Source organism: Acidimicrobiales bacterium (genome assembly GCA_035533595.1).
GTDB lineage: Bacteria > Actinomycetota > Acidimicrobiia > Acidimicrobiales > Bog-793 > DATLTN01.
The window spans coordinates 1-16574 of the sequence record DATLTN010000065.1; the positions used below are offsets into that span (position 1 = coordinate 1).

Here is a 16574-nt window from a genome sequence, read left to right on the forward strand (position 1 = left end):
TCGGTGTCGATGAACGACCGCAGGAAGCGGTCCCCCCGGGAGGTGCGAACGCTCCGCTCAGTTGCCATGCCCCTCGCTCCTTTGCCGCCGTGCGTTGGCCCACCGTAACGCCGGGAACCGCCTTCGTGCAAGGTTGATCGATACGTCAACCTGTCGTGAAGGTCGCAGCAACCTATGCTGGCCCGATGGGCGAGATGGTAGACAGCGCGGAAGCCGCCCGTCGCCTTGGGATCAAGCTCGCCACGCTCTACTCTTACGTGAGCCGGGGCATCCTCCAGTCTCACCCCGCGCCCGAGGCCCGACGGCGCCTCTTCGACCTCGACGAGGTCGAGCGGATCGCCCGTCGGGGCAAGAGCGGCCGCCAGGCCGACGACCACTCGATCCGTATCACGACGGCGATCACCCAGCTATTGCCGACCGGCCCCCGTTACCGCGGCATCCCCGCGGTTGAGCTCGCCACCACGGCTTCCTTCGAGGAGGTCGCCGCCTTGCTCTGGGAGTCCGACGCGCCCGCCGGGTGGGTCCCCCTGGAGCTCCCTCCCGCTCCGGAGATGACGATGCGCAACCGGCTCAAGTGGTCGATCATGATGAGCGGCGCCCGCGCCAGCCTCGCCTCGGACCTCCGCCGGCCCTCGATCGTCGAGATGGCGACCGCGCTGCTGGCGACGATCGTCGACTGCCTGCCGCCCGCCGCGCCCCCCGGACGCGCATCCGAGCTGCGCCTCGACGGGGGGAGGACGGTCCGCGGCTCGCTCGCCGAGCGCCTCGCCGACCGCCTCGCCGAGGGCGGCGCCCGCCCAGAGGTGGTGCGCGCCGTGAACGCCGCCCTCGTGGTGCTGGCCGATCACGAGCTGACGCCACCCGCCCTCGCGGTGCGCATCGCCGCCTCGGCGCGCGCCACCTACTTCGACGCGATGCTCGTCGGGGTGAGCGCCTCCTCGGCGCGGGCGCAGGGCTCGGCGAGCGAGCTCGCGCACGCGCTGCTGCAGGACGCCGAGTCCCAGGGCGCCGAGCAGGCGATGGACGATGCCCTCCGCCACCAGGGGGTCCTCCCGGGCTTCGGGCGCCGCGAGTACCCCGACGGGGACCCGCGCTTCTCGGCCCTCCAGCAGGAGGTCGAGCGCGTCGGGACACCGGAACGGTTCGCCGTGGTGCGGGCGGTGCTCGAGCTGGCCGACCTGCATCAGCTCCCCCGGCCGAGCGTCGACTTCGGCCTCGCGGCGATCATGTTCGCCGCGGACATGCCGCGCGCCGCGGGCCTCGTGATCACGACGATCGCCCGTCTCGCGGGGTGGACGGCGCATTTCCTCGAGGAGCTCGACGAGGAGCCCCTCAGGTTCCGACCGCAACCGGTCTACGTCGGCGCCACCTGAACCGCGTCGGCGGCGACCTCGTAGTCGAACTCTGCCCAGACGGCCTTGCCGCCATCGAGGAAGTCGTAGCCCCAGTCGCTCGCGAGGCGTGCGACGACGACGAGCCCGCGCCCCGAGTAGCGCTCGTTGGTGAGCTCGCGTACGACCGGGGGTTGCTCGCTGCCGTCGCGCACCGAGGCGCGGAGGCGCCCGTCACGGCGCGCCAGCTCCACGGTGAAGGGCGACTTGGCGTGGCGCAGGGCGTTGCTGGCGAGCTCGGTGACGACGACCGCGACCTCTTCGGCGCGCGCGCCCATCTCCCAGCGGCGGAGGACCTCGAGGGCGAAGTGGCGAGCCGCCCTCGCCGCGCCGCGGTGGCAGGGGAACTCCGACAGCGCGCGCTCAGCGGAGTCGCCGAAGGAAGCGCGCTCGTCGACGAGCGAGTCGTGCAGGCGCTCGATCGCCTCGCGGCCCTCCGCGTGCTCGTCGATGGACTCGCTCCGGTAGGCGCAGTAGAGCGAGAAGGGCTGGGAGCCCGCGAGGCGGTTCCAGCACGTCTCGAGCTCGAGGGCGCCCCCGACCTCGCCCTGCTCCCACAACAGCTGCACCATCTCCCCGTAGGCGGCGATGCGGCGCCCCCCGGCCGCGGCGCTACGGAGCAGCCCGCCGACCACCTCCTCGAAACGGCCCTCGTCGATCGCCCCGTCGACGACGAAGCGGGACAAGGTGCGCGCGGCGTCCGCCGAGAGGAGTCGTCCCTCGGCCCGGGCCGCCGCGAGGTCGACACCGCGGGCGGCGAGCAGCTCGCCGAAGGCCTGCAGGTGCGCGGGGGTGGCGACGATGACGACCGCAGCACCCTCGTCGAGGGCGTGCGCGAGATAGCTGCAGGCACGCTGGGTGAGATCGGCGACGGAGGCGTAGAAGTCCACGACGTGGGCCCCGTGGGCCACGACACTGGTCTCCGGAGTCAACTGCGCCTCACCTTCCCTACTCGCCGCCGGAGGGTTTTACCCGCTCCCGACCCCCCCAAACGCTGCGTCGGCGCCGACAGCAGGGTAACGGCGGACGCTGCCAGATTCAACGACCGGTCACTGCGCGGAGCAGCCCCTCGGGTGCCTCCGGTGGCGCGTCGCCGCGCCAGGCGACGAAGTGGTCAGGGCGCACCAGCACGAGGCGCGCGCCGTAGCGGAGGCGGTCGTCGGCGTAGCTGTCCTCGACGACGACGAGCGGCACGCCGGTCGCCGCGGCCGCGCTCGCGATCACGGCGGCCGCTTCGGATGCGTCGAACGCGAGGAGTGCGAAGCCGTCGCCGAGCTCGGCGAAGAGGTCCTTCCCCGAGGAGAGCTGGCAGGGCGCGAGGTGATGGCCGGCACGCGCCGTGAACTGGTGCTCACCGCGGATGCCGGTCACCCCGCCCCCGCCGACGACGATCGACGAGGCGTCGTAGTGCGGCTCGTACCACGAGGGCGCCATCTCCCCGCCGGTGCGGGCGCCCCAGGCGAGGGCGAACTCCTCGGGGTCGCGCTCCGGCGAGTAGCGGGCGAGGAAGGCGGCGTCGTCGTCGACCCAGGCGGCGATGACCTGCTCGCCGGTCTGCTCGAAGATTGGTTGGCGCTCGGCGGAGTAGGAGTCGAGGAGGCGATCACCGCCGAAACCCCCGAGCGCCGCCCAGAGCTTCCAACCGAGGTTGCGGACGTCCTCCAGGCCGGTGTTGAGGCCGAGGCCGCCGTAGGGAGGATGGCTGTGGCAGGCATCCCCCGCGATGAAGACCCGCCCGCGCCGATACTCGGTCGCGACGTCGATCCGCAGCTCCCAGAAGCCGATGTGCTCGAACTCGCAGGCGAAGTCCACGCCGGCGGCGGCGTGCATGAGCTCGAGGATCGTCCCGGTGTCCTCCGCGGTCGTCTCGCGCGGCACCGGCCCGTGGAAGAACCAGGTCTCCCCGAGGCGCACCCGGCCGAAGAAGAGCCAGACGCCGGCGTGCGCGGGGTCGAGCACCCGGTAGGTCGTGCGCTCGGGGAAGCGCGCCAGCCACTCGTGCAGCTCTGGCGAGCTGAAGACGGCGAGGACCATCTTCTGGTCCAAGTCGCGGCTGCGGCGGCTGACCCCCGACTGCTCGCGCACGAGCGAGCGCGCCCCGTCACAGCCGACCACATAGTCCGCAGCGAGCACCTCCTCCCGATCGGGAACCTCGTCGGTCACGAAGCGCACCCGCGTGCCCTCCGCGTCCTGCTCGACGGCGGTCACCGTGACGCCGAAGCGCAGGGTCGCGGAACGGAGCTGGCCGAGACGTACCCGCAGCACCTCCTCGGTCCGGTACTGCGGAAGGCGCTCGTTCGCCTCCGAGAAGTAGGCGCCGGCGCCGGCGAGGCCCTCGGGGAGGTACCAGTGCTCACCGGCGAGGTTGCGGTAGCCGGTGATCCCCCCGATCGGGTACCCCGGAGGCAGCAGCCGCGCGCTGCGCAACTCGTCGACGCAGCCCCAGGCCGCGAAGTGCTCGAGGCTGCGGTGCATCAAGTTCTGGCCCTTCGGGATGCGGCCGACCTCGCGGTGGCGCTCGAGGACGAGGACCTCGACGCCGCGCTGGGCGAGGTCGACGGCGAGCGCGACGCCGACGGGCCCTCCCCCGACGATGATGACCTGGTAGCGCTCCACGGCAACCCTCTCTCTCCTCCCACAGCTTGGAGGAGGTCGACCTTGTACCGCAAAGAGCGGCGGGCGTGGCCGCGGACGGCGCCTGCGAAGGTCATGCTTTGGCGAACGAATGCCATCAGTGACCGGGGCTGAGCTGCGGTGACGCAGCACCCTGTTGCAAAACCGCCCTCCACGACGCACGCACCGTCCGGTAGTGTCGGCCGCGGCTGGGAGCGCCCGAACTCGGCCGCGGGCGGGAGGAGCTCGATGGCGTCGGATGAGCAAGGCGCGGGATCGGCCACCGCGACTGCCCCGCGTGCCGCGGCCCCCCCTCGCGCGCGCCGTCGCTCGCGGGTGCACGGGGCCGCTCTCGCAGTCCTGCTCGTCGGTTTCGCCCTCACCGCCGCCGCCAGCGTGACCACCAACGTCATCTACAACCGCAACGAGAACCGGCTGCTCGCCCTGCGCGTCAACGACGCCGGGGCGGCGATCGCCGGGGCGATCCCGAGCATCGAGACGCCCCTCGCCTCGGCCGACGAGCTCGCGCAGGCGACCGGGGGGGACACCCGCCAGTTCGACCGCTACATGGCCGCGGCGCTGAAGCTCCATGCCGGGGCAGTCTCGGGCTCGTTGTGGGCCCTCTCTCCCGGCCATGTCGCGCTGATGGCCAAGGTGGGCGTGGCCCCGGAGATCGCCGCGGACCGAGCGCTCGCAAGCACCTTCTTCACGCGCACCGCAAGGAGCGGGCTACTGGGCAGCATGATCGTGACGGGGCCCACCGGCGAGCGGATCGGCTACGCCTACGCGCCGAAGGGCTCGTCCTACCTCGTCTACGAAGAGACCTCGCTTAACCCAAGCCGGCGGGCGCCCGTCGCCTCGGACTCCTCGTTCGCCAACCTGCACTACGCGATCTACTTCGGTCGCCGCGAGGCCCCCGCCGACCTTCTCGCCACCGACGAGGCGCAGCTCCCGATCACCGGCCGCCGGGCCTCGGTCTCGGTCCCCTTCGGCACCGGCTCCTTCCTCCTCGTGATGACCCCTGGGGCCTCCCTCGGCGGGACCTTCTTCGCCGACTTGAAGTGGATCGTCCTCGGCCTCGGGTTGCTCATCACCCTCGGAGCGGCGTGGCTCGTCGAGCGCCTCGTGCGCCGCCGCGCCGCCGCCGAGGCGATCGCCGGCGAGCGCGACGCTGCCGCGCGCGAGGTCGTCCGCCTCTACGACGAGCAGCGCCACATCGCGGAGACGCTGCAGCACGCCCTCCTCCCCGAGTCCATCCCTCCGCTCCCCGGCGTCGAGATCGGCGCCCGCTACCTGCCGGGCGTGCGGGGGATGGACATCGGCGGCGACTGGTACGACGTCGTGGGCATCGACGACGACCGCTTCCTCCTCGTCGTCGGCGACGTCTCGGGGCGGGGGCTGCGGGCCGCGACCGTGATGGCCGAGCTGCGCTACTCGATCCGCGCCTACCTCGCGGGGGGCGACTCGCCCGCCGGGATCCTCACCAAGCTCACCCAGCTCCACGACCTCGAGAGCGATGGACACTTCGCGACGGTGCTGCTCGCGCTCGCGGACCAGCGCATGCGCACCCTCACGATCGCGAACGCCGGCCACTTGAACCCGCTGCTGCTCGCGGACGGCGCCTGCCGCTCCATCGCGACCGTCGTCGGTGCCCCCGTCGGCGTCTCGACCCCGCTCCCGTACAGCGAGCTCGAGGTCGACCTGCCCCCCTACGCGACCTTCGTCGCCTTCACGGACGGGCTGGTGGAGCGGCGGGGTCAGTTGATCGACGAGTCGCTCGCCGAGCTGACGTCGATGATTAACGCCGAGCACGGCTCTTTGGGAGAGTTGTTGGACAACGTGGTCGTGCATGCTGGTGCGTACGGTTCCGATGACGACACCGCGATCCTGGGGGTCCGATGGCTGAACTAGGCGAGGGCGGGGTCACCGCCAACCTCGAGATGACCGAGGGGGGAGCCCCCTGCATCGCCATCGCCGGCGAGCTCGACTTCTCGAACGCCGAGGGTGTGCGTACCGTCGTCGACGAGGCCCTCGCGAACGACCCCGAGGAGCTGGTCTTCGACCTCGAGAAGCTCTCCTTCATGGACAGCTCCGGGATCGCCGTCCTCGTCCACGCGTCCAACCACGCGCGGGTGCTCCTCCGTCGACCGACGCCCATCGTGCTCCGCGTGATCGAGGTCACGGGCCTCACCGGCACCTTCACCGTGGCCGAATGATTTTCGAGCACGACTTCCCCCGCGCCTCGGGGTCGGTGCCTCGGGCCCGGCACTTCGCCGAGAAGTCACTTGTAGGACTGCCCGAGGCCTTCGTCGGCCTCGTCGCGCTGATGGTCTCCGAGCTCGCCACCAACGCGCTCCGCCACGGCGCGACCCCCTTCGACGTGAGGATCGACGCGGCTGACGACGGCGTGGCGGTCGAGGTCTCCGACAACGGCACGGGTGGCGCCGTCCGGCGCTCGCCGGTGAGCAGCGACCCGACGGGGCGCGGGCTGCAGGTCGTCGATGCGCTCGCCGACGAGTGGGGCGTACGGCCAGCCGCGATTCCTGGGTGGCGCAACACCGTGTGGTTCAGCCTCGCCCTGCCAGGTGCCGCCCGGAGCGGCTGAACGCCTCAGGAACTGCGGTCGGGGCCGCCCTGGGTGACCTTGGCCCGGTAGAGCAGCTCGTCGGCTCGCACGAGCGCCTCCTCGATCGTCCCCCCCTCGGCGAGGAAGGCCGCGCCCGAGGTCCACGCGATCGGGTGCACCTCGTGAAAGCGCTCGACGAGGGCGCCCACCTCGGGCGGGGAGAGGCCTGGCAGCAGCAGCACGAACTCGTCGCCACCGAAGCGCGCGAGGAGGTCGCCGGCTCGCAGCTGGGAGCGCCAGGAAGCGGTCGCCGCGACGAGCAGACGGTCGCCGCCCGCGTGGCCCTCGAGGTCGTTCACGCCCTTGAAGTTGTCGAGGTCGATCACGACCACGGCGACGACGAGTCCGGCGCGCTCTGAGATCGAGCGGGCGACCTCCGCCGCCTTGAAGAAGCCCCGGCGGTTGAGCAGCCCGGTGAGGGCGTCGGTCTCGGCCTCGCGCCGCAACTGGCCGACGGAGCGCTCGAGGACGACGCCGGTGGTCACCGTGGTCACCGTGAGCACCACCCAGAAGCCCAGCCAGCGGTGGATGCCGTTGCTCGCGAGCGCAGCCGCCGAGCCGATCGTCGCCGCCGCGAGCACGACGTACATCTCCCGCCGGGCGAAGAACGACGCCGAGTAGACAGCGCTCCAGATGAAGGTGAGGCAGCCGAGCATCGCGCCCTGCGGGGTCGGCGCCTCGGCGATCACCGCGGACAGGATGGCGACCTGCACCAGCACGCCGATGACCAGGCCGGCCCGCTCGAGGCGGCTGCCGAGCGCCCAGGTCGCCGCCGCCGCCGCCGCGAGGAGGATGCCGCAGATGATGCCGACGCGCATGAAGTGGTGCATCGTCGCCGGCGCGAAAGCCGCCGCGATCACCGCCGCGGCAGCGATGACATCGATCGCGCTGAGCGTCCACACCGGGCGCGGGCGCGTGGAGAGGCGCGCGCGGAAGAACGCTGCGACGGCGCTCCCTTGCCGGGAAAGCATCGGCCTCAGGCTATCTGCATCCTGGGGCCAAGCCCTGGAGGCCTGGATCAGGCGCTCTGGCGGTGCACCGTTCCGCTCGGCAGGGTGAACCACACGGCCTTCCCCGCGCCCCGCGTCTCGGCGCCCCAGCCGAGCGCGAGGGTGGCGACGATCTGCAGGCCACGGCCGGCCGAACCGCGCTCCCCCGGGAAGCGGAGCACCGGCAGCTCGCGCGAGTCGTCGTGGACCTCGACGCGGATCACGTCGTCCATCTCCTGGACGCTCACTTCGATCTGTCCTTCGCCGTAGCGGACGGCGTTTGTCGCGAGCTCGGAGGCGAGCAGCGCGGCATCCTCGGCCGCGGGACGATCACCGATCACCGACACCACGAACTCGCGCACGGCTCGAACCGAACCAGGGACCCGCGCAAACACACGCACTTGAGCACCCCCTCTTCACTAGTGAGGGCAAGACCTCTTACCGAACCGCGCCCCCTTTGGGGGTCCGGACTTTGAACATGCCCCGCCCGCGGCCGTCCCAACCCTTGGCGACCCGAAATACCCCCTTTGAAGTGGCCAAATGCGCGCGTTGGTTAGTCCGGAGGAATGCGGGTAGCTATCCCCCGGCGCCGGCCCTGGCGCCCAACAAGGAGGCGCGGAGGAAGATGGCAGTGGCCGAGACTGAACAGACTCGGGGGAGCGACCCAGTCATCGCCGCCCTCGACGAGGTCGAGCAAGCGGTGGCCGCGAACCTCAAGGACGAGCGAGAGCTCCTCGGCGAGCTGGAGCGTGTGCGTGCCGACCGCCAGGCGGGGCGTCCCATGCGGCACGTCCTCGGCGAGGGCCGGCCGCGCGCCGTCATCCTCGCCGGAAGGGTTGCCAGTCGCGTCACCCGCGCGGGGGCGCGCCTCCAGCAGGGGCTCGCGCACTCGCTCGCCCGTGAAGGCGAGTCGGTGACGTCGATAGCCCGCCGCTTCGAGGTCTCCCACCAGCGAGTGTCGACGATCCTTCGGCGTGCACGGCACACCGAAGAGCAGGGCGCATAGCCCTTTTATCGGACCAATGTTTTCTCCACCGCTGAACGGGGAAGACGTATTAACAGGTCTTCACAGGAGGAATTGAGCATGGCGATTGGTAGCAGCATTTTCCTCATGGCAGTGGGTGCAATTTTGCGATTTGCCGTCTACTACCATGTGCACGGTGCGTCGATCGGCATCATCGGGGTCATCCTCATGATCGCCGGCGCGCTTGGCCTCATCCTCGGCTTCACGGTGTGGGGCCCGATGTCGGCCCGCGGTCGGACCGAGCGGACGACCTCGGCCCGCACGACCACCGACGGCCTCGGCGATACGAACCGCACGGTCGTTCGCGAAGAGCGCACGCACACCGACGTCCTTCCGTAGTCCCAAAGCAACCACTCCCTCCCCCGAAGACGCCGCCCGGGTTCGCCCGGGCGGCGTCTTCGCGTGCGCGGCCGCAAGCGCTCCAGAGCGAGCCCCTCCCGGCAACACCGGGGCGCCAGGTGGCTGCTCGGCGCTGCGTGGCGGCCCCTCAAGGGCACCCTCACCCCCTACCGAGGTCCGCGGCCCGACGCGACCTTTCACCCGAAAACGGCCACCTCGGTGGTACACGGAGCGTTTGGCGGCGGGGGCGGTCGGGTAGCCCAATACCAACGAGATCGCTCGCCAGCGAGATCGCCAGACGGAGAAGTTGTTCCACCGCAATCCCCTGCGGTGGGCGTGGCCCGAGTGAGGAACAGATGCCGCAGCCGATTTCTGACCGTGACACCCAGCAGGCGCCCGAGGCACTGCTCGTAATCGATTCCTGTCACAGCACTTGGCTCTTCGACGAGGCAAACCACCGCTTCCGGCGGATGGTGAAGGGCCTCGACGAGCACCTTCCGGTGACGACGGACTGGCGCCCCTACGACCGCCTCGTGATCGAGGAGTCGAGCGACGCCTTCCTCGTCTTCCTCGACCGCTCGAGCACCCGCCTGCTCCGCTCGCGCCGCCACCTCGGCGCCGGCTGCGACCGCTGCCTTGAAGAGGCGACGAGCGAGCTCTCGCTGCGGGCGATCGCCGACTTCCCCGCCGCAGCCCTCCGTGATCTCGCGACGACCGCACCGGCGTTCGCCGGCTGAAGGCGCCTACAACCGTGACGGAGCTGGCGATGTCGACACTCCCAGAGACTGCTGACGGCCCCTTCCCCGGGGGCGCGCCCACCCACCACGTGATGCTCGGGTCCTTCGACTCGACCGGTTTCGAGCAGCTGCGCTTCGCGGCGCTCTCGCTGGCGACGTCGCCGGCAGCGCACGAGACGTCGGCGGACACGATCAGCCTCCCGGTGACTCGCCTCGGGCTCGACACGGCGCCGGTGCGGATCGCCGCCCCCCTCCCTCCTGCGCTGCCCCAGCGACCGCCCCGGCGGCCGGCCCCCTCCGCGGTGCGCGGGGCGGTGCTAAGCCTGCTCGCGATCGTCGTGTTCTCGAACCTCGGCCTGGCGGTGCTGAAGCTCCAGCCGAAGCTGCTGGCCGCGGTGAAGGCCGACCTCCACCCGACGGCCTCGGTCGCCTCGGCAGCCACGGTGGAGCGGCCGGCGGCCGCGCACTTCGGCCTCGTCTCAAGCGGTGCCGCGAGCGCGACCTACGCCGTGCCGAGCGCGCACTACACGATCAGCCTGTCGATCGACCGCCCCTGCTGGGTCGTCGTCCGCTCGCCGATCGACGCCGCGAAGCCACTGCTGGCGAGCGTGCTCGTGCCGGCCACCGCGACCCCCATTCCCGTCACCGGGAGCGCCTCGATCGTCATCGCCGCCCGCGCCCAGTCGATCACGATCAGCAACGGCGCCAAGGTGCTCGGGGTGATCCCCTCCCCCGTGCTCGACACCACCTACACCTTTAGCCCGAACGTTCGCTGAAGCGGCCTTGACCCGCACTTCTCGCGCGCTGACGCGCGCGCCCGCGGGCGCTCTCGGTCACGCTGTGACGCCTCCTCCAGCTTGGGCCGTAAGGTGTGCGCCAATCCAAGGTGGGTTGGTGCGAAGCGCTGGGGCGACTGCCGGCGCCGATGACGCGGGAGGGGAGCACGTGGCAGGGCTGTTGGAGGTAACGGTTGAGGAACGGGCGGGCGTCTACGTGATCCACGCAACCGGGGAGGTCGACATCTCGACGGCCGCGGAGCTGCGCGAGCAGCTCGACGCGGCTCCGGCCGACGCGACCCGCGTCGTCGCCGACCTTGGTGGCGTGAGCTTCCTCGACTCGACCGGCCTCGGGGTGCTCATCTCGACGCACAAGCGCCTCGAGGAAGGCGCGGCCGGCGGCCTGGAGCTCGTGATCAGTGCGCGCCCGGTGTTGAAGGTGCTCGAGGTGACGGGCCTCCTCGGCCTCTTCACCGTGCACGAGACCCTCGACGCTGCGCTCGCCGGATGAGCCTGGACGACGGAGGACGGTCTCAGGCCAGCTTCGATCTCCCGGCTGACCCGGAGATGTGGACGCTCGCCCGCATGGGAGTGAGCGCCATCGCCACCGGCATCGATTTCGGGATCGACGACATCGAGGACCTGCGTCTCGCGGTCAGTGAGCTGTGCAGCACCTGCGCCGTGGGGGCCACCGGTGAGAGCCGCATGGTCCTCGAATGCTCGTGGGACAAGTCGGCGATCAGCGTGCGCTGCGAGGTGAACGCGATCGGCTTCGACGAGGGCGAGGAGGACGACCTCTCCCGGCGGATCCTCGCGGCACTGACCGACGAGTACGAGGTCGGCAAGCTCACCGACGGCGCGCGAGGCGGATCCTTCCGCAAAGGTCGCGAACCGGCCGGGCACTGATGACGGGCGATCCGAAAGACGCCGAAGCATTCCGGGAGAAGTTCCAGGAGTTCGCACGGACGCGCGACCCTCAGCTGCGCGACGAGCTGATCACCGCGTACCTCCCCCTCGTCGAGCAGCTCGCGCGGCGTTTCGCGCACCGCAACGAGCCCTTCGACGACCTCGTGCAGGCCGGCTCGATCGGCCTCATCAAGGCGGTCGAGGGCTTCGACCCCGACCTCGGCTTCGAGTTCTCCGCCTACGCAGCGACGACGATCATCGGGGAGCTGAAGCGCCACTTCCGCGACCGCGGCTGGTCGGTGCGCGCGCCGCGCCGGGTGCAGGAGCTGTACCTCAGCCTCGGGCCGATCGTGGAGGAACTCTCCCAGCGCTTCGGTCGCTCGCCCACCGTCCGCGAGCTCGCCTCGGAGGCCAACGTGAGCGAGGAGGCGGTCCTCGAGGCGCTGGAGGCGGCACACGCCTATCGCTCCGCCTCCCTCGACGCCCCCGCTCCCGAAGGGGACTCGCTCGGCAGCCGCCTCGGTGCGCTCGACGAGGACTTCGCCACGGTCGAGAACCGCACGACGCTGCTCCCCCAGCTCGCCGCGCTGGCGCCGCGAGACCGGTTGATCATCGAGCTCCGTTTCGTCGAGGGCCTCACCCAGTCCGAGATCGCCACCCGCCTCGGCCTCTCCCAGATGCAGATCTCCCGGCTCCTCAGCCGGAGCCTCGCCGTGCTGCACGAGGCCTTCAGCGATTCGGACTGAAGCAACGGCCCTGACGCTGCCCACCGCCTCCCCCAGCCGCTACGGTCGTGGGGTGCGCCACGACCAGCAACGACGCCCCCTCACCACGAGCGCGTGAAAATCCTCGCCCTCGCGGGCCTCACCGTCCTCGCCGGCCTCATCGGCGCCGGCTTCGCGGGCGTCACGATCACCGTCTTTCTCCACCGCGGGGTGACCCACCGGGCGCACCGCATGTCGCGGCCGGTCTACGAGATCGGGCGGCTGATGACCTACCTCACGGTCTTCATGCGGCACTGGGAGTGGCGGCGCATCCACCGCAAGCACCACCTCTACACCGACGTCTGGCTCGACGAGGTGCGCCACGACCCGCACTCGCCGGTGATCATCAGCGAGCGCGAGGGGATCGACGGTTACAAGCGCGTCTCTTGGCACATGGCCGCCATCTTCCACGCCGAGGCGCAGTGCCCGGACATCCGCGATGACACCTACGACCTCGCCGACGACCGCCCCTTCGATGCCCTCGACCGCGCCGTCTACGGCACGCCGGTCGTCGGCGCCGTGGTCACCGGCGTCCTCTACGCCCTCGCCTTCGCGCTCTTCGCCCCGCCGATCCTCGGCGTCGGCCGCAGCCTCGCCTGGGAGCTCGCCGCGGTGGCCTTCGGCGCCCTCTGCGTCGGGGTGCACATCGCCGTGGTGCTCCGCTTCGGCGGGTCGATCAACTCCGACTGCCATCGCGCCAAGTCCTTCGTCGAGGGTGGCGCGGGCTACGCGATCAACGTCCGGGCGCTCTCGTTCCTCATCTTCGGTGAGGGCGAGCACTACACCCACCACCTGAACCCGCACTTCGCGCAGATCAGCAAGCGCTTCGACCTCGGCTGGCAGGTGATCCGCGTGCTGCGCACGGCGCGCCTCACCAAGGTCGTCGCCGAGCGCCCCCGCGAGCTCGTCGGCGCGAGCGCCCCCTGAGTCTCCCCGCCGGCAGGGCGCGGCACCGACGCGAGCGGGTGACCGAGGAGGTGTGATGGAACGGCGCAGCATCGGGAGCCTCTCGGTCTCGGTCGTCGGAATGGGGTGCAACAACTTCGGCATCCGCTTCCAAGAGGAACAGAGCGCGGAGGTCGTGCACGCCTCGCTCGAGGCCGGGATCAACTACTTCGACACCTCCGACTCCTATGCGGACGGCAGGAGCGAGGAGTGTCTCGGCAGCGCGCTCGCCGGCCACCGTGACGAGGCGGTGATCGCGACCAAGTACGACGGCCCTCCCTCGCACGTCCGGCGGTCGGCGGAGGCGAGCCTCCGCCGCCTCGGGGTCGAGGTGATCGATCTCTTCCAGCTCCACCACCCCTACCCCGACGCGCCGATCGGCGAGACCCTCGCCGCCCTCGGGGAGCTCGTCGCCGAGGGCAAGGTGCGCGAGATCGGCTGCTCCAACTTCTCCGTCGCCCAGCTGCGCGCCGCCGAGGCGGCGGTGGCGGGGGGAGCGCCCCGCTTCGTGAGCGTCCAGAACGACTACAACCTCCTCAACCGCAAGGCCGAGTTCGACGTGCTCCCCGAGTGCGTCGCCACGGGCGTTGCCTTCAACGCCTACTTCCCCCTCTACCACGGCCTGCTGACCGGCAAGTTCCGCCGCGGCGAGCCGCTCCCGGAAGGGACGCGGCTCGCGGCCGCCAGCCCCGAGCGCAAGGCGGCGGTCTTCACCGAGCACAACTTCGACGTCGTCGAGGCGCTCACCGCCTTCGCCGAGGCGCGCGGCCACGCCGTGTTGGAGCTGGCCTTCGCCCGACTGCTCGCCGAGCCCGGCGTCGTCTCGGTGATTGCCGGCGCCACCTGGGGCGAGCAGGCGCGGGCCAACGCTGCCGCCGGCGCTTGGCAGCTGAGCGCCGACGAGATCGCCGAGGTCGACCGCCTCGCGCCCGCCTCCGCGGACGACGCGGACACGCCCTCGCGCGCGCACGGCGTCGCCTGAGGCGACCGCTTCAGCCCTCGAGCAAGCGCACCCGCTCGCCGACGCGCAGCCCGCCGTCGGCCTCGATCCAGTAGCCGCAGAGGTTGCCTGCGGTCGCCGCCTCGCCGCGCAGACGGTGCTCGACGGCGCGCAGCACCCCGCCGTGCGCGACGACGAGCACCGCGGCCTCGTCTCCGGTGACAAGGCGCTCGAGGACCGGGAGGACCCTCCCGACAAGCGCCTCGTCGCTCTCCCAGCCCGGCGGGGTGCGGCCCGCGGCGCGGTCACCGGGGTAGTCCCGGTCGACCTCGGAGTTGGTGAGGCCCGACCAGACGCCGACGTCGCGCTCGCGCAGCTCGGGGTAGGCCTCCCCGAGCACCGAGGCCGCGGCGAGCAGCTCCGCGGTACGCCGCGCCCGCCGCAGGTCCGAGGAGACGACCCGGCCGATCCCCCCGAGCGCCTCGCCGGCGCGCCGTGCCTGTTCCTCGCCGTGGGCGCTGAGCGGCGGGTCCGCGTGGCCCTGCCAGCGTCCAACGGCGTTCCACGCCGACTCACCGTGGCGGAGGAGGAGCAGGCGGGCCATCGTCGAGCATGGTAGGAGGATCGGACGAAGAACCCCACAAGGAGCCTCCCGTGCGCATCCTCACCGACGACGACGCCCTCGCCCTCACCCCCGCCGAGGCGGTGGCGGCGATGCGCGAGGCGCTCCTCGCCCACGAGCGGGGCGAGTACCACTCGCCACCGCGGCTCTCGCTCAACGTCGGAGACGTGCGCCTCATCCTCGGGGCCGGTGGCGACGGTGAGCGGGGTGTCGGCCTGCGGGTCGCCGGGCCGGCCAACGCCCCGCTCGAGCACCTCACCGTGACCTGGACGCCACAGGGCGCGATCGACGCCGTCATCGTCGGCAACGAGATCGGGGCACGGCGGACCGGGGCGGTCGCCGCCGTCGCCGCCGACCTCCTCGCCCGTCCCGGGGCGCTGCGCGTCGGCCTGCTCGGGAGCGGCCGCAACGGATGGGCGCAGATCTGGGGGCTGACGGGGGCGCGCGAGGTCGCTGCGCTCTCCGTCTTCAGCCCCAATCCTGCTCACCGCGAGGCCTTCGCGGCACGGGCCCGCGACGAGCTCTCCCTCGACGCCGTCGCCGTCGGCTCGGCGCGCGAGGCGACCGATGCCATGGACGTCGTCATCTTGTGCACGACGAGCCGCGAGCCCGTGATCGAGGCCGACTGGGTCGCTCCCAGGGCCCACGTGACTTCGATCGGAGCGAAGACGACGTCCGCCCACGAGGCACCGGCGGAGCTGCTCGTCCGCACCCGCCGCGTCGTGAGCGACGCGCCCGACGACCTCACCTCGCCGCTCAGCGAGCTCGCCGGCCTGCCCCTCGTGGCGCTCGGCCGCCTGCTCGGCGAAGGGGTGCCGGCGCGGGGCGACGACGAGGTCTCGCTCTTTTTGTACTGCGGGCTCGGTGGCGCCGACGCCGCCTACGGCCAGGCGGTGGCGCGCCGCGGCTGACTACAGGCCGATCGCCTCGGCGAGCAGCTCGATCTGCTCCGGCTCGTACTCCGCCGGCGAGAGGCAGAGCACGTCGCAGCCGGCCGCGGCGAACGCCGCCATCTGCTCACGGATCTCCTCGCCGCTCGTCATCACGGGCCGCAGCGTCTGGGTCACTGACGAGGTGGCGTGCGCGGCGTTGTAGGCGCGGACGGCCTCGTCTGCCGCGGCCTCGGCCTTCGCGCCGAGTGCGTAGCGGGGCCCGTTCGCCAACAGCCGCGGGCGGCGGTCGCGCGACTCGGCCTCCCAGAGCTTTGCGAGCTCCTCCTTGGCCACGGTGAAGCCCTCGACGCCGCCCGAAGTCGGGCAGATCCACCCCGCGCCCCAGCGCGCGACTCGCTGCAGCACCGCGGGCGCGCGGCCCCCGAAGAGGATCGGCGGGCCGCCCGGCGTGTACGGGGCGGGGCCGACTTCGGGGAGCATCCCCCGCCAGATCGAGGTGATCCGCTCGAGCTGCGCGTCCATCAGCGCACCGCGGCGATGGAAGTCGACCCCCGACTCGGCATAGTCCTCGGCCCTCGACCCGACACCGAGGCCGAGCGTGAGCCGCCCCTCGGAGAAGTGGTCGAGCGTCGCCACCTCACGGGCGAAGGCGAGGTGGTTGGCCCGCAGCGGAGAGAGGATCACCGAGGTGATGAGCTCGATCCGCTCGGTGCAGGCGGCCACCGCGGCGAAGGAGACCAGAGTCTCGAGGTCGGTCGTGATCATGCGGTCGCCCGAGGTGAGGATCTTGAAACCGGCACCCTCGGCGCGCCGCGCCCAGGTGATGACGCCCTTGGCGGGGAGGCTTGTGGGCAGGCTGACCGAGATCTCCATGATGCTCCCTCCGGTTCGGCGCGACCTTAAAGCCTGCGGGCCAACCCCGCGCCACGATCGTCTCGCCCGCGGCCGCAGCCACAAGCGCCCTCGAGGCTGCTCGGGCTCGGAACGCGCGCCGCCTGTCGACCTCGCA

At 71.7% G+C, this 16574-nt stretch carries 20 protein-coding genes; 14 read left to right on the forward strand and 6 right to left on the reverse strand.

Features of this window, described 5'->3' with window-relative positions; genetic code table 11:
* Positions 1–185: 185 nt before the first annotated feature.
* The gene (locus tag VNF07_12280) at positions 186–1373 is read left to right on the forward strand and encodes a citrate synthase (GenBank protein ID HVB07013.1); all 1188 of its coding nucleotides are present in this window, start codon (positions 186–188) and stop codon (positions 1371–1373) included.
* Here the strand turns inward: VNF07_12280 and VNF07_12285 are convergent.
* Together VNF07_12285 and VNF07_12290 are read right to left on the reverse strand one after the other, a co-directional pair.
* The gene (locus VNF07_12285) at positions 1355–2302 is read right to left on the reverse strand and encodes an MEDS domain-containing protein (GenBank protein HVB07014.1); all 948 of its coding nucleotides are present in this window, start codon (positions 2300–2302) and stop codon (positions 1355–1357) included. The two genes, VNF07_12280 and VNF07_12285, sit on opposite strands and share 19 nt — an antisense overlap.
* A gap of 127 nt (positions 2303–2429) precedes the next feature.
* The gene (locus tag VNF07_12290) at positions 2430–4007 is read right to left on the reverse strand and encodes an FAD-dependent oxidoreductase (GenBank protein HVB07015.1); all 1578 of its coding nucleotides are present in this window, start codon (positions 4005–4007) and stop codon (positions 2430–2432) included.
* A gap of 333 nt (positions 4008–4340) precedes the next feature.
* Between VNF07_12290 and VNF07_12295 the strand changes: the two genes are divergently transcribed.
* Genes VNF07_12295 through VNF07_12305 form a run of 3 tightly spaced genes read left to right on the forward strand, consistent with a single transcriptional unit; the run spans position 4341 to position 6609 of the window.
* A complete protein-coding gene (locus tag VNF07_12295) occupies positions 4341–5915 on the forward strand; it encodes a PP2C family protein-serine/threonine phosphatase (GenBank protein HVB07016.1) in 1575 nt (524 codons plus the stop codon).
* On the forward strand, positions 5903–6220 hold the full coding sequence (locus tag VNF07_12300) for an STAS domain-containing protein (GenBank protein ID HVB07017.1): 318 nt from the start codon (positions 5903–5905) through the stop codon (positions 6218–6220). The genes VNF07_12295 and VNF07_12300 overlap by 13 nt, the downstream gene beginning before the upstream one ends.
* Positions 6217–6609, forward strand: coding sequence for an ATP-binding protein (locus VNF07_12305; GenBank protein ID HVB07018.1), 393 nt, complete (start codon positions 6217–6219; stop codon positions 6607–6609). The genes VNF07_12300 and VNF07_12305 overlap by 4 nt, the downstream gene beginning before the upstream one ends.
* Before the next feature lie 5 nt (positions 6610–6614).
* Here VNF07_12305 and VNF07_12310 read toward each other — a convergent pair whose 3' ends face one another.
* Complete coding sequence (locus VNF07_12310) at positions 6615–7601, reverse strand: GGDEF domain-containing protein (GenBank protein HVB07019.1); 987 nt, start codon at positions 7599–7601, stop codon at positions 6615–6617.
* 47 nt (positions 7602–7648) lie between these two features.
* Entirely contained in the window at positions 7649–8020 is a 372-nt protein-coding gene (locus VNF07_12315) for an ATP-binding protein (GenBank protein HVB07020.1), read from the reverse strand.
* Positions 8021–8250: 230 nt separating this feature from the next.
* Between VNF07_12315 and VNF07_12320 the strand changes: the two genes are divergently transcribed.
* The 9 genes from VNF07_12320 (at position 8251) to VNF07_12360 (ending at position 14092) form a co-directional block, all read left to right on the forward strand.
* Positions 8251–8625 carry a hypothetical protein gene (locus tag VNF07_12320; protein HVB07021.1) on the forward strand — a complete coding sequence of 125 codons (375 nt, stop codon included), beginning with the start codon at positions 8251–8253 and terminating at the stop codon, positions 8623–8625.
* 78 nt (positions 8626–8703) lie between these two features.
* The gene (locus VNF07_12325) at positions 8704–8982 is read left to right on the forward strand and encodes a DUF6458 family protein (GenBank protein HVB07022.1); all 279 of its coding nucleotides are present in this window, start codon (positions 8704–8706) and stop codon (positions 8980–8982) included.
* Between the two features lie 356 nt (positions 8983–9338).
* Complete coding sequence (locus VNF07_12330) at positions 9339–9719, forward strand: hypothetical protein (GenBank protein ID HVB07023.1); 381 nt, start codon at positions 9339–9341, stop codon at positions 9717–9719.
* Between the two features lie 29 nt (positions 9720–9748).
* Positions 9749–10495: a hypothetical protein gene (locus tag VNF07_12335; GenBank protein ID HVB07024.1), complete on the forward strand. Its 747-nt coding sequence runs from the start codon at positions 9749–9751 to the stop codon at positions 10493–10495.
* A gap of 181 nt (positions 10496–10676) precedes the next feature.
* Positions 10677–11006, forward strand: coding sequence for an STAS domain-containing protein (locus VNF07_12340; protein ID HVB07025.1), 330 nt, complete (start codon positions 10677–10679; stop codon positions 11004–11006).
* Positions 11007–11080: 74 nt separating this feature from the next.
* On the forward strand, positions 11081–11401 hold the full coding sequence (locus VNF07_12345; GenBank protein HVB07026.1) for a hypothetical protein: 321 nt from the start codon (positions 11081–11083) through the stop codon (positions 11399–11401).
* Positions 11401–12147 carry a SigB/SigF/SigG family RNA polymerase sigma factor gene (locus VNF07_12350; GenBank protein ID HVB07027.1) on the forward strand — a complete coding sequence of 249 codons (747 nt, stop codon included), beginning with the start codon at positions 11401–11403 and terminating at the stop codon, positions 12145–12147. Before VNF07_12345 ends, VNF07_12350 begins: the two co-directional genes overlap by 1 nt.
* 93 nt (positions 12148–12240) lie before the next feature.
* On the forward strand, positions 12241–13092 hold the full coding sequence (locus tag VNF07_12355) for a fatty acid desaturase (GenBank protein HVB07028.1): 852 nt from the start codon (positions 12241–12243) through the stop codon (positions 13090–13092).
* 55 nt (positions 13093–13147) lie between these two features.
* Positions 13148–14092 carry an aldo/keto reductase gene (locus VNF07_12360; GenBank protein HVB07029.1) on the forward strand — a complete coding sequence of 315 codons (945 nt, stop codon included), beginning with the start codon at positions 13148–13150 and terminating at the stop codon, positions 14090–14092.
* A gap of 10 nt (positions 14093–14102) precedes the next feature.
* Here VNF07_12360 and VNF07_12365 read toward each other — a convergent pair whose 3' ends face one another.
* Positions 14103–14654, reverse strand: a complete 552-nt coding sequence (locus VNF07_12365) for a histidine phosphatase family protein (GenBank protein HVB07030.1) — start codon at positions 14652–14654, stop codon at positions 14103–14105.
* Between the two features lie 50 nt (positions 14655–14704).
* Between VNF07_12365 and VNF07_12370 the strand changes: the two genes are divergently transcribed.
* Positions 14705–15583, forward strand: a complete 879-nt coding sequence (locus VNF07_12370; GenBank protein HVB07031.1) for a hypothetical protein — start codon at positions 14705–14707, stop codon at positions 15581–15583.
* On the opposite strand, the gene VNF07_12375 is transcribed toward VNF07_12370, so the two are convergent.
* Complete coding sequence (locus VNF07_12375) at positions 15584–16438, reverse strand: LLM class flavin-dependent oxidoreductase (GenBank protein ID HVB07032.1); 855 nt, start codon at positions 16436–16438, stop codon at positions 15584–15586. It lies immediately after the preceding gene.
* Between the last annotated feature and the right edge of the window lie 136 nt (positions 16439–16574).

What these genes read in the sequence shown, in the direction of transcription:
- VNF07_12300 (HVB07017.1), top strand. Translation starts at nt 5,903, where the DNA reads ATGGCTGAACTAGGCGAGGGCGGGGTCACCGCCAACCTCGAGATGACC.
- VNF07_12310 (HVB07019.1), bottom strand. Translation starts at nt 7,601, where the DNA reads ATGCTTTCCCGGCAAGGGAGCGCCGTCGCAGCGTTCTTCCGCGCGCGC.
- VNF07_12365 (HVB07030.1), bottom strand. Translation starts at nt 14,654, where the DNA reads ATGGCCCGCCTGCTCCTCCTCCGCCACGGTGAGTCGGCGTGGAACGCC.
- VNF07_12280 (HVB07013.1), top strand. Translation starts at nt 186, where the DNA reads ATGGGCGAGATGGTAGACAGCGCGGAAGCCGCCCGTCGCCTTGGGATC.
- VNF07_12375 (HVB07032.1), bottom strand. Translation starts at nt 16,438, where the DNA reads ATGGAGATCTCGGTCAGCCTGCCCACAAGCCTCCCCGCCAAGGGCGTC.
- VNF07_12305 (HVB07018.1), top strand. Translation starts at nt 6,217, where the DNA reads ATGATTTTCGAGCACGACTTCCCCCGCGCCTCGGGGTCGGTGCCTCGG.
- VNF07_12345 (HVB07026.1), top strand. Translation starts at nt 11,081, where the DNA reads ATGGGAGTGAGCGCCATCGCCACCGGCATCGATTTCGGGATCGACGAC.
- VNF07_12350 (HVB07027.1), top strand. Translation starts at nt 11,401, where the DNA reads ATGACGGGCGATCCGAAAGACGCCGAAGCATTCCGGGAGAAGTTCCAG.
- VNF07_12330 (HVB07023.1), top strand. Translation starts at nt 9,339, where the DNA reads ATGCCGCAGCCGATTTCTGACCGTGACACCCAGCAGGCGCCCGAGGCA.
- VNF07_12335 (HVB07024.1), top strand. Translation starts at nt 9,749, where the DNA reads ATGTCGACACTCCCAGAGACTGCTGACGGCCCCTTCCCCGGGGGCGCG.
- VNF07_12325 (HVB07022.1), top strand. Translation starts at nt 8,704, where the DNA reads ATGGCGATTGGTAGCAGCATTTTCCTCATGGCAGTGGGTGCAATTTTG.
- VNF07_12360 (HVB07029.1), top strand. Translation starts at nt 13,148, where the DNA reads ATGGAACGGCGCAGCATCGGGAGCCTCTCGGTCTCGGTCGTCGGAATG.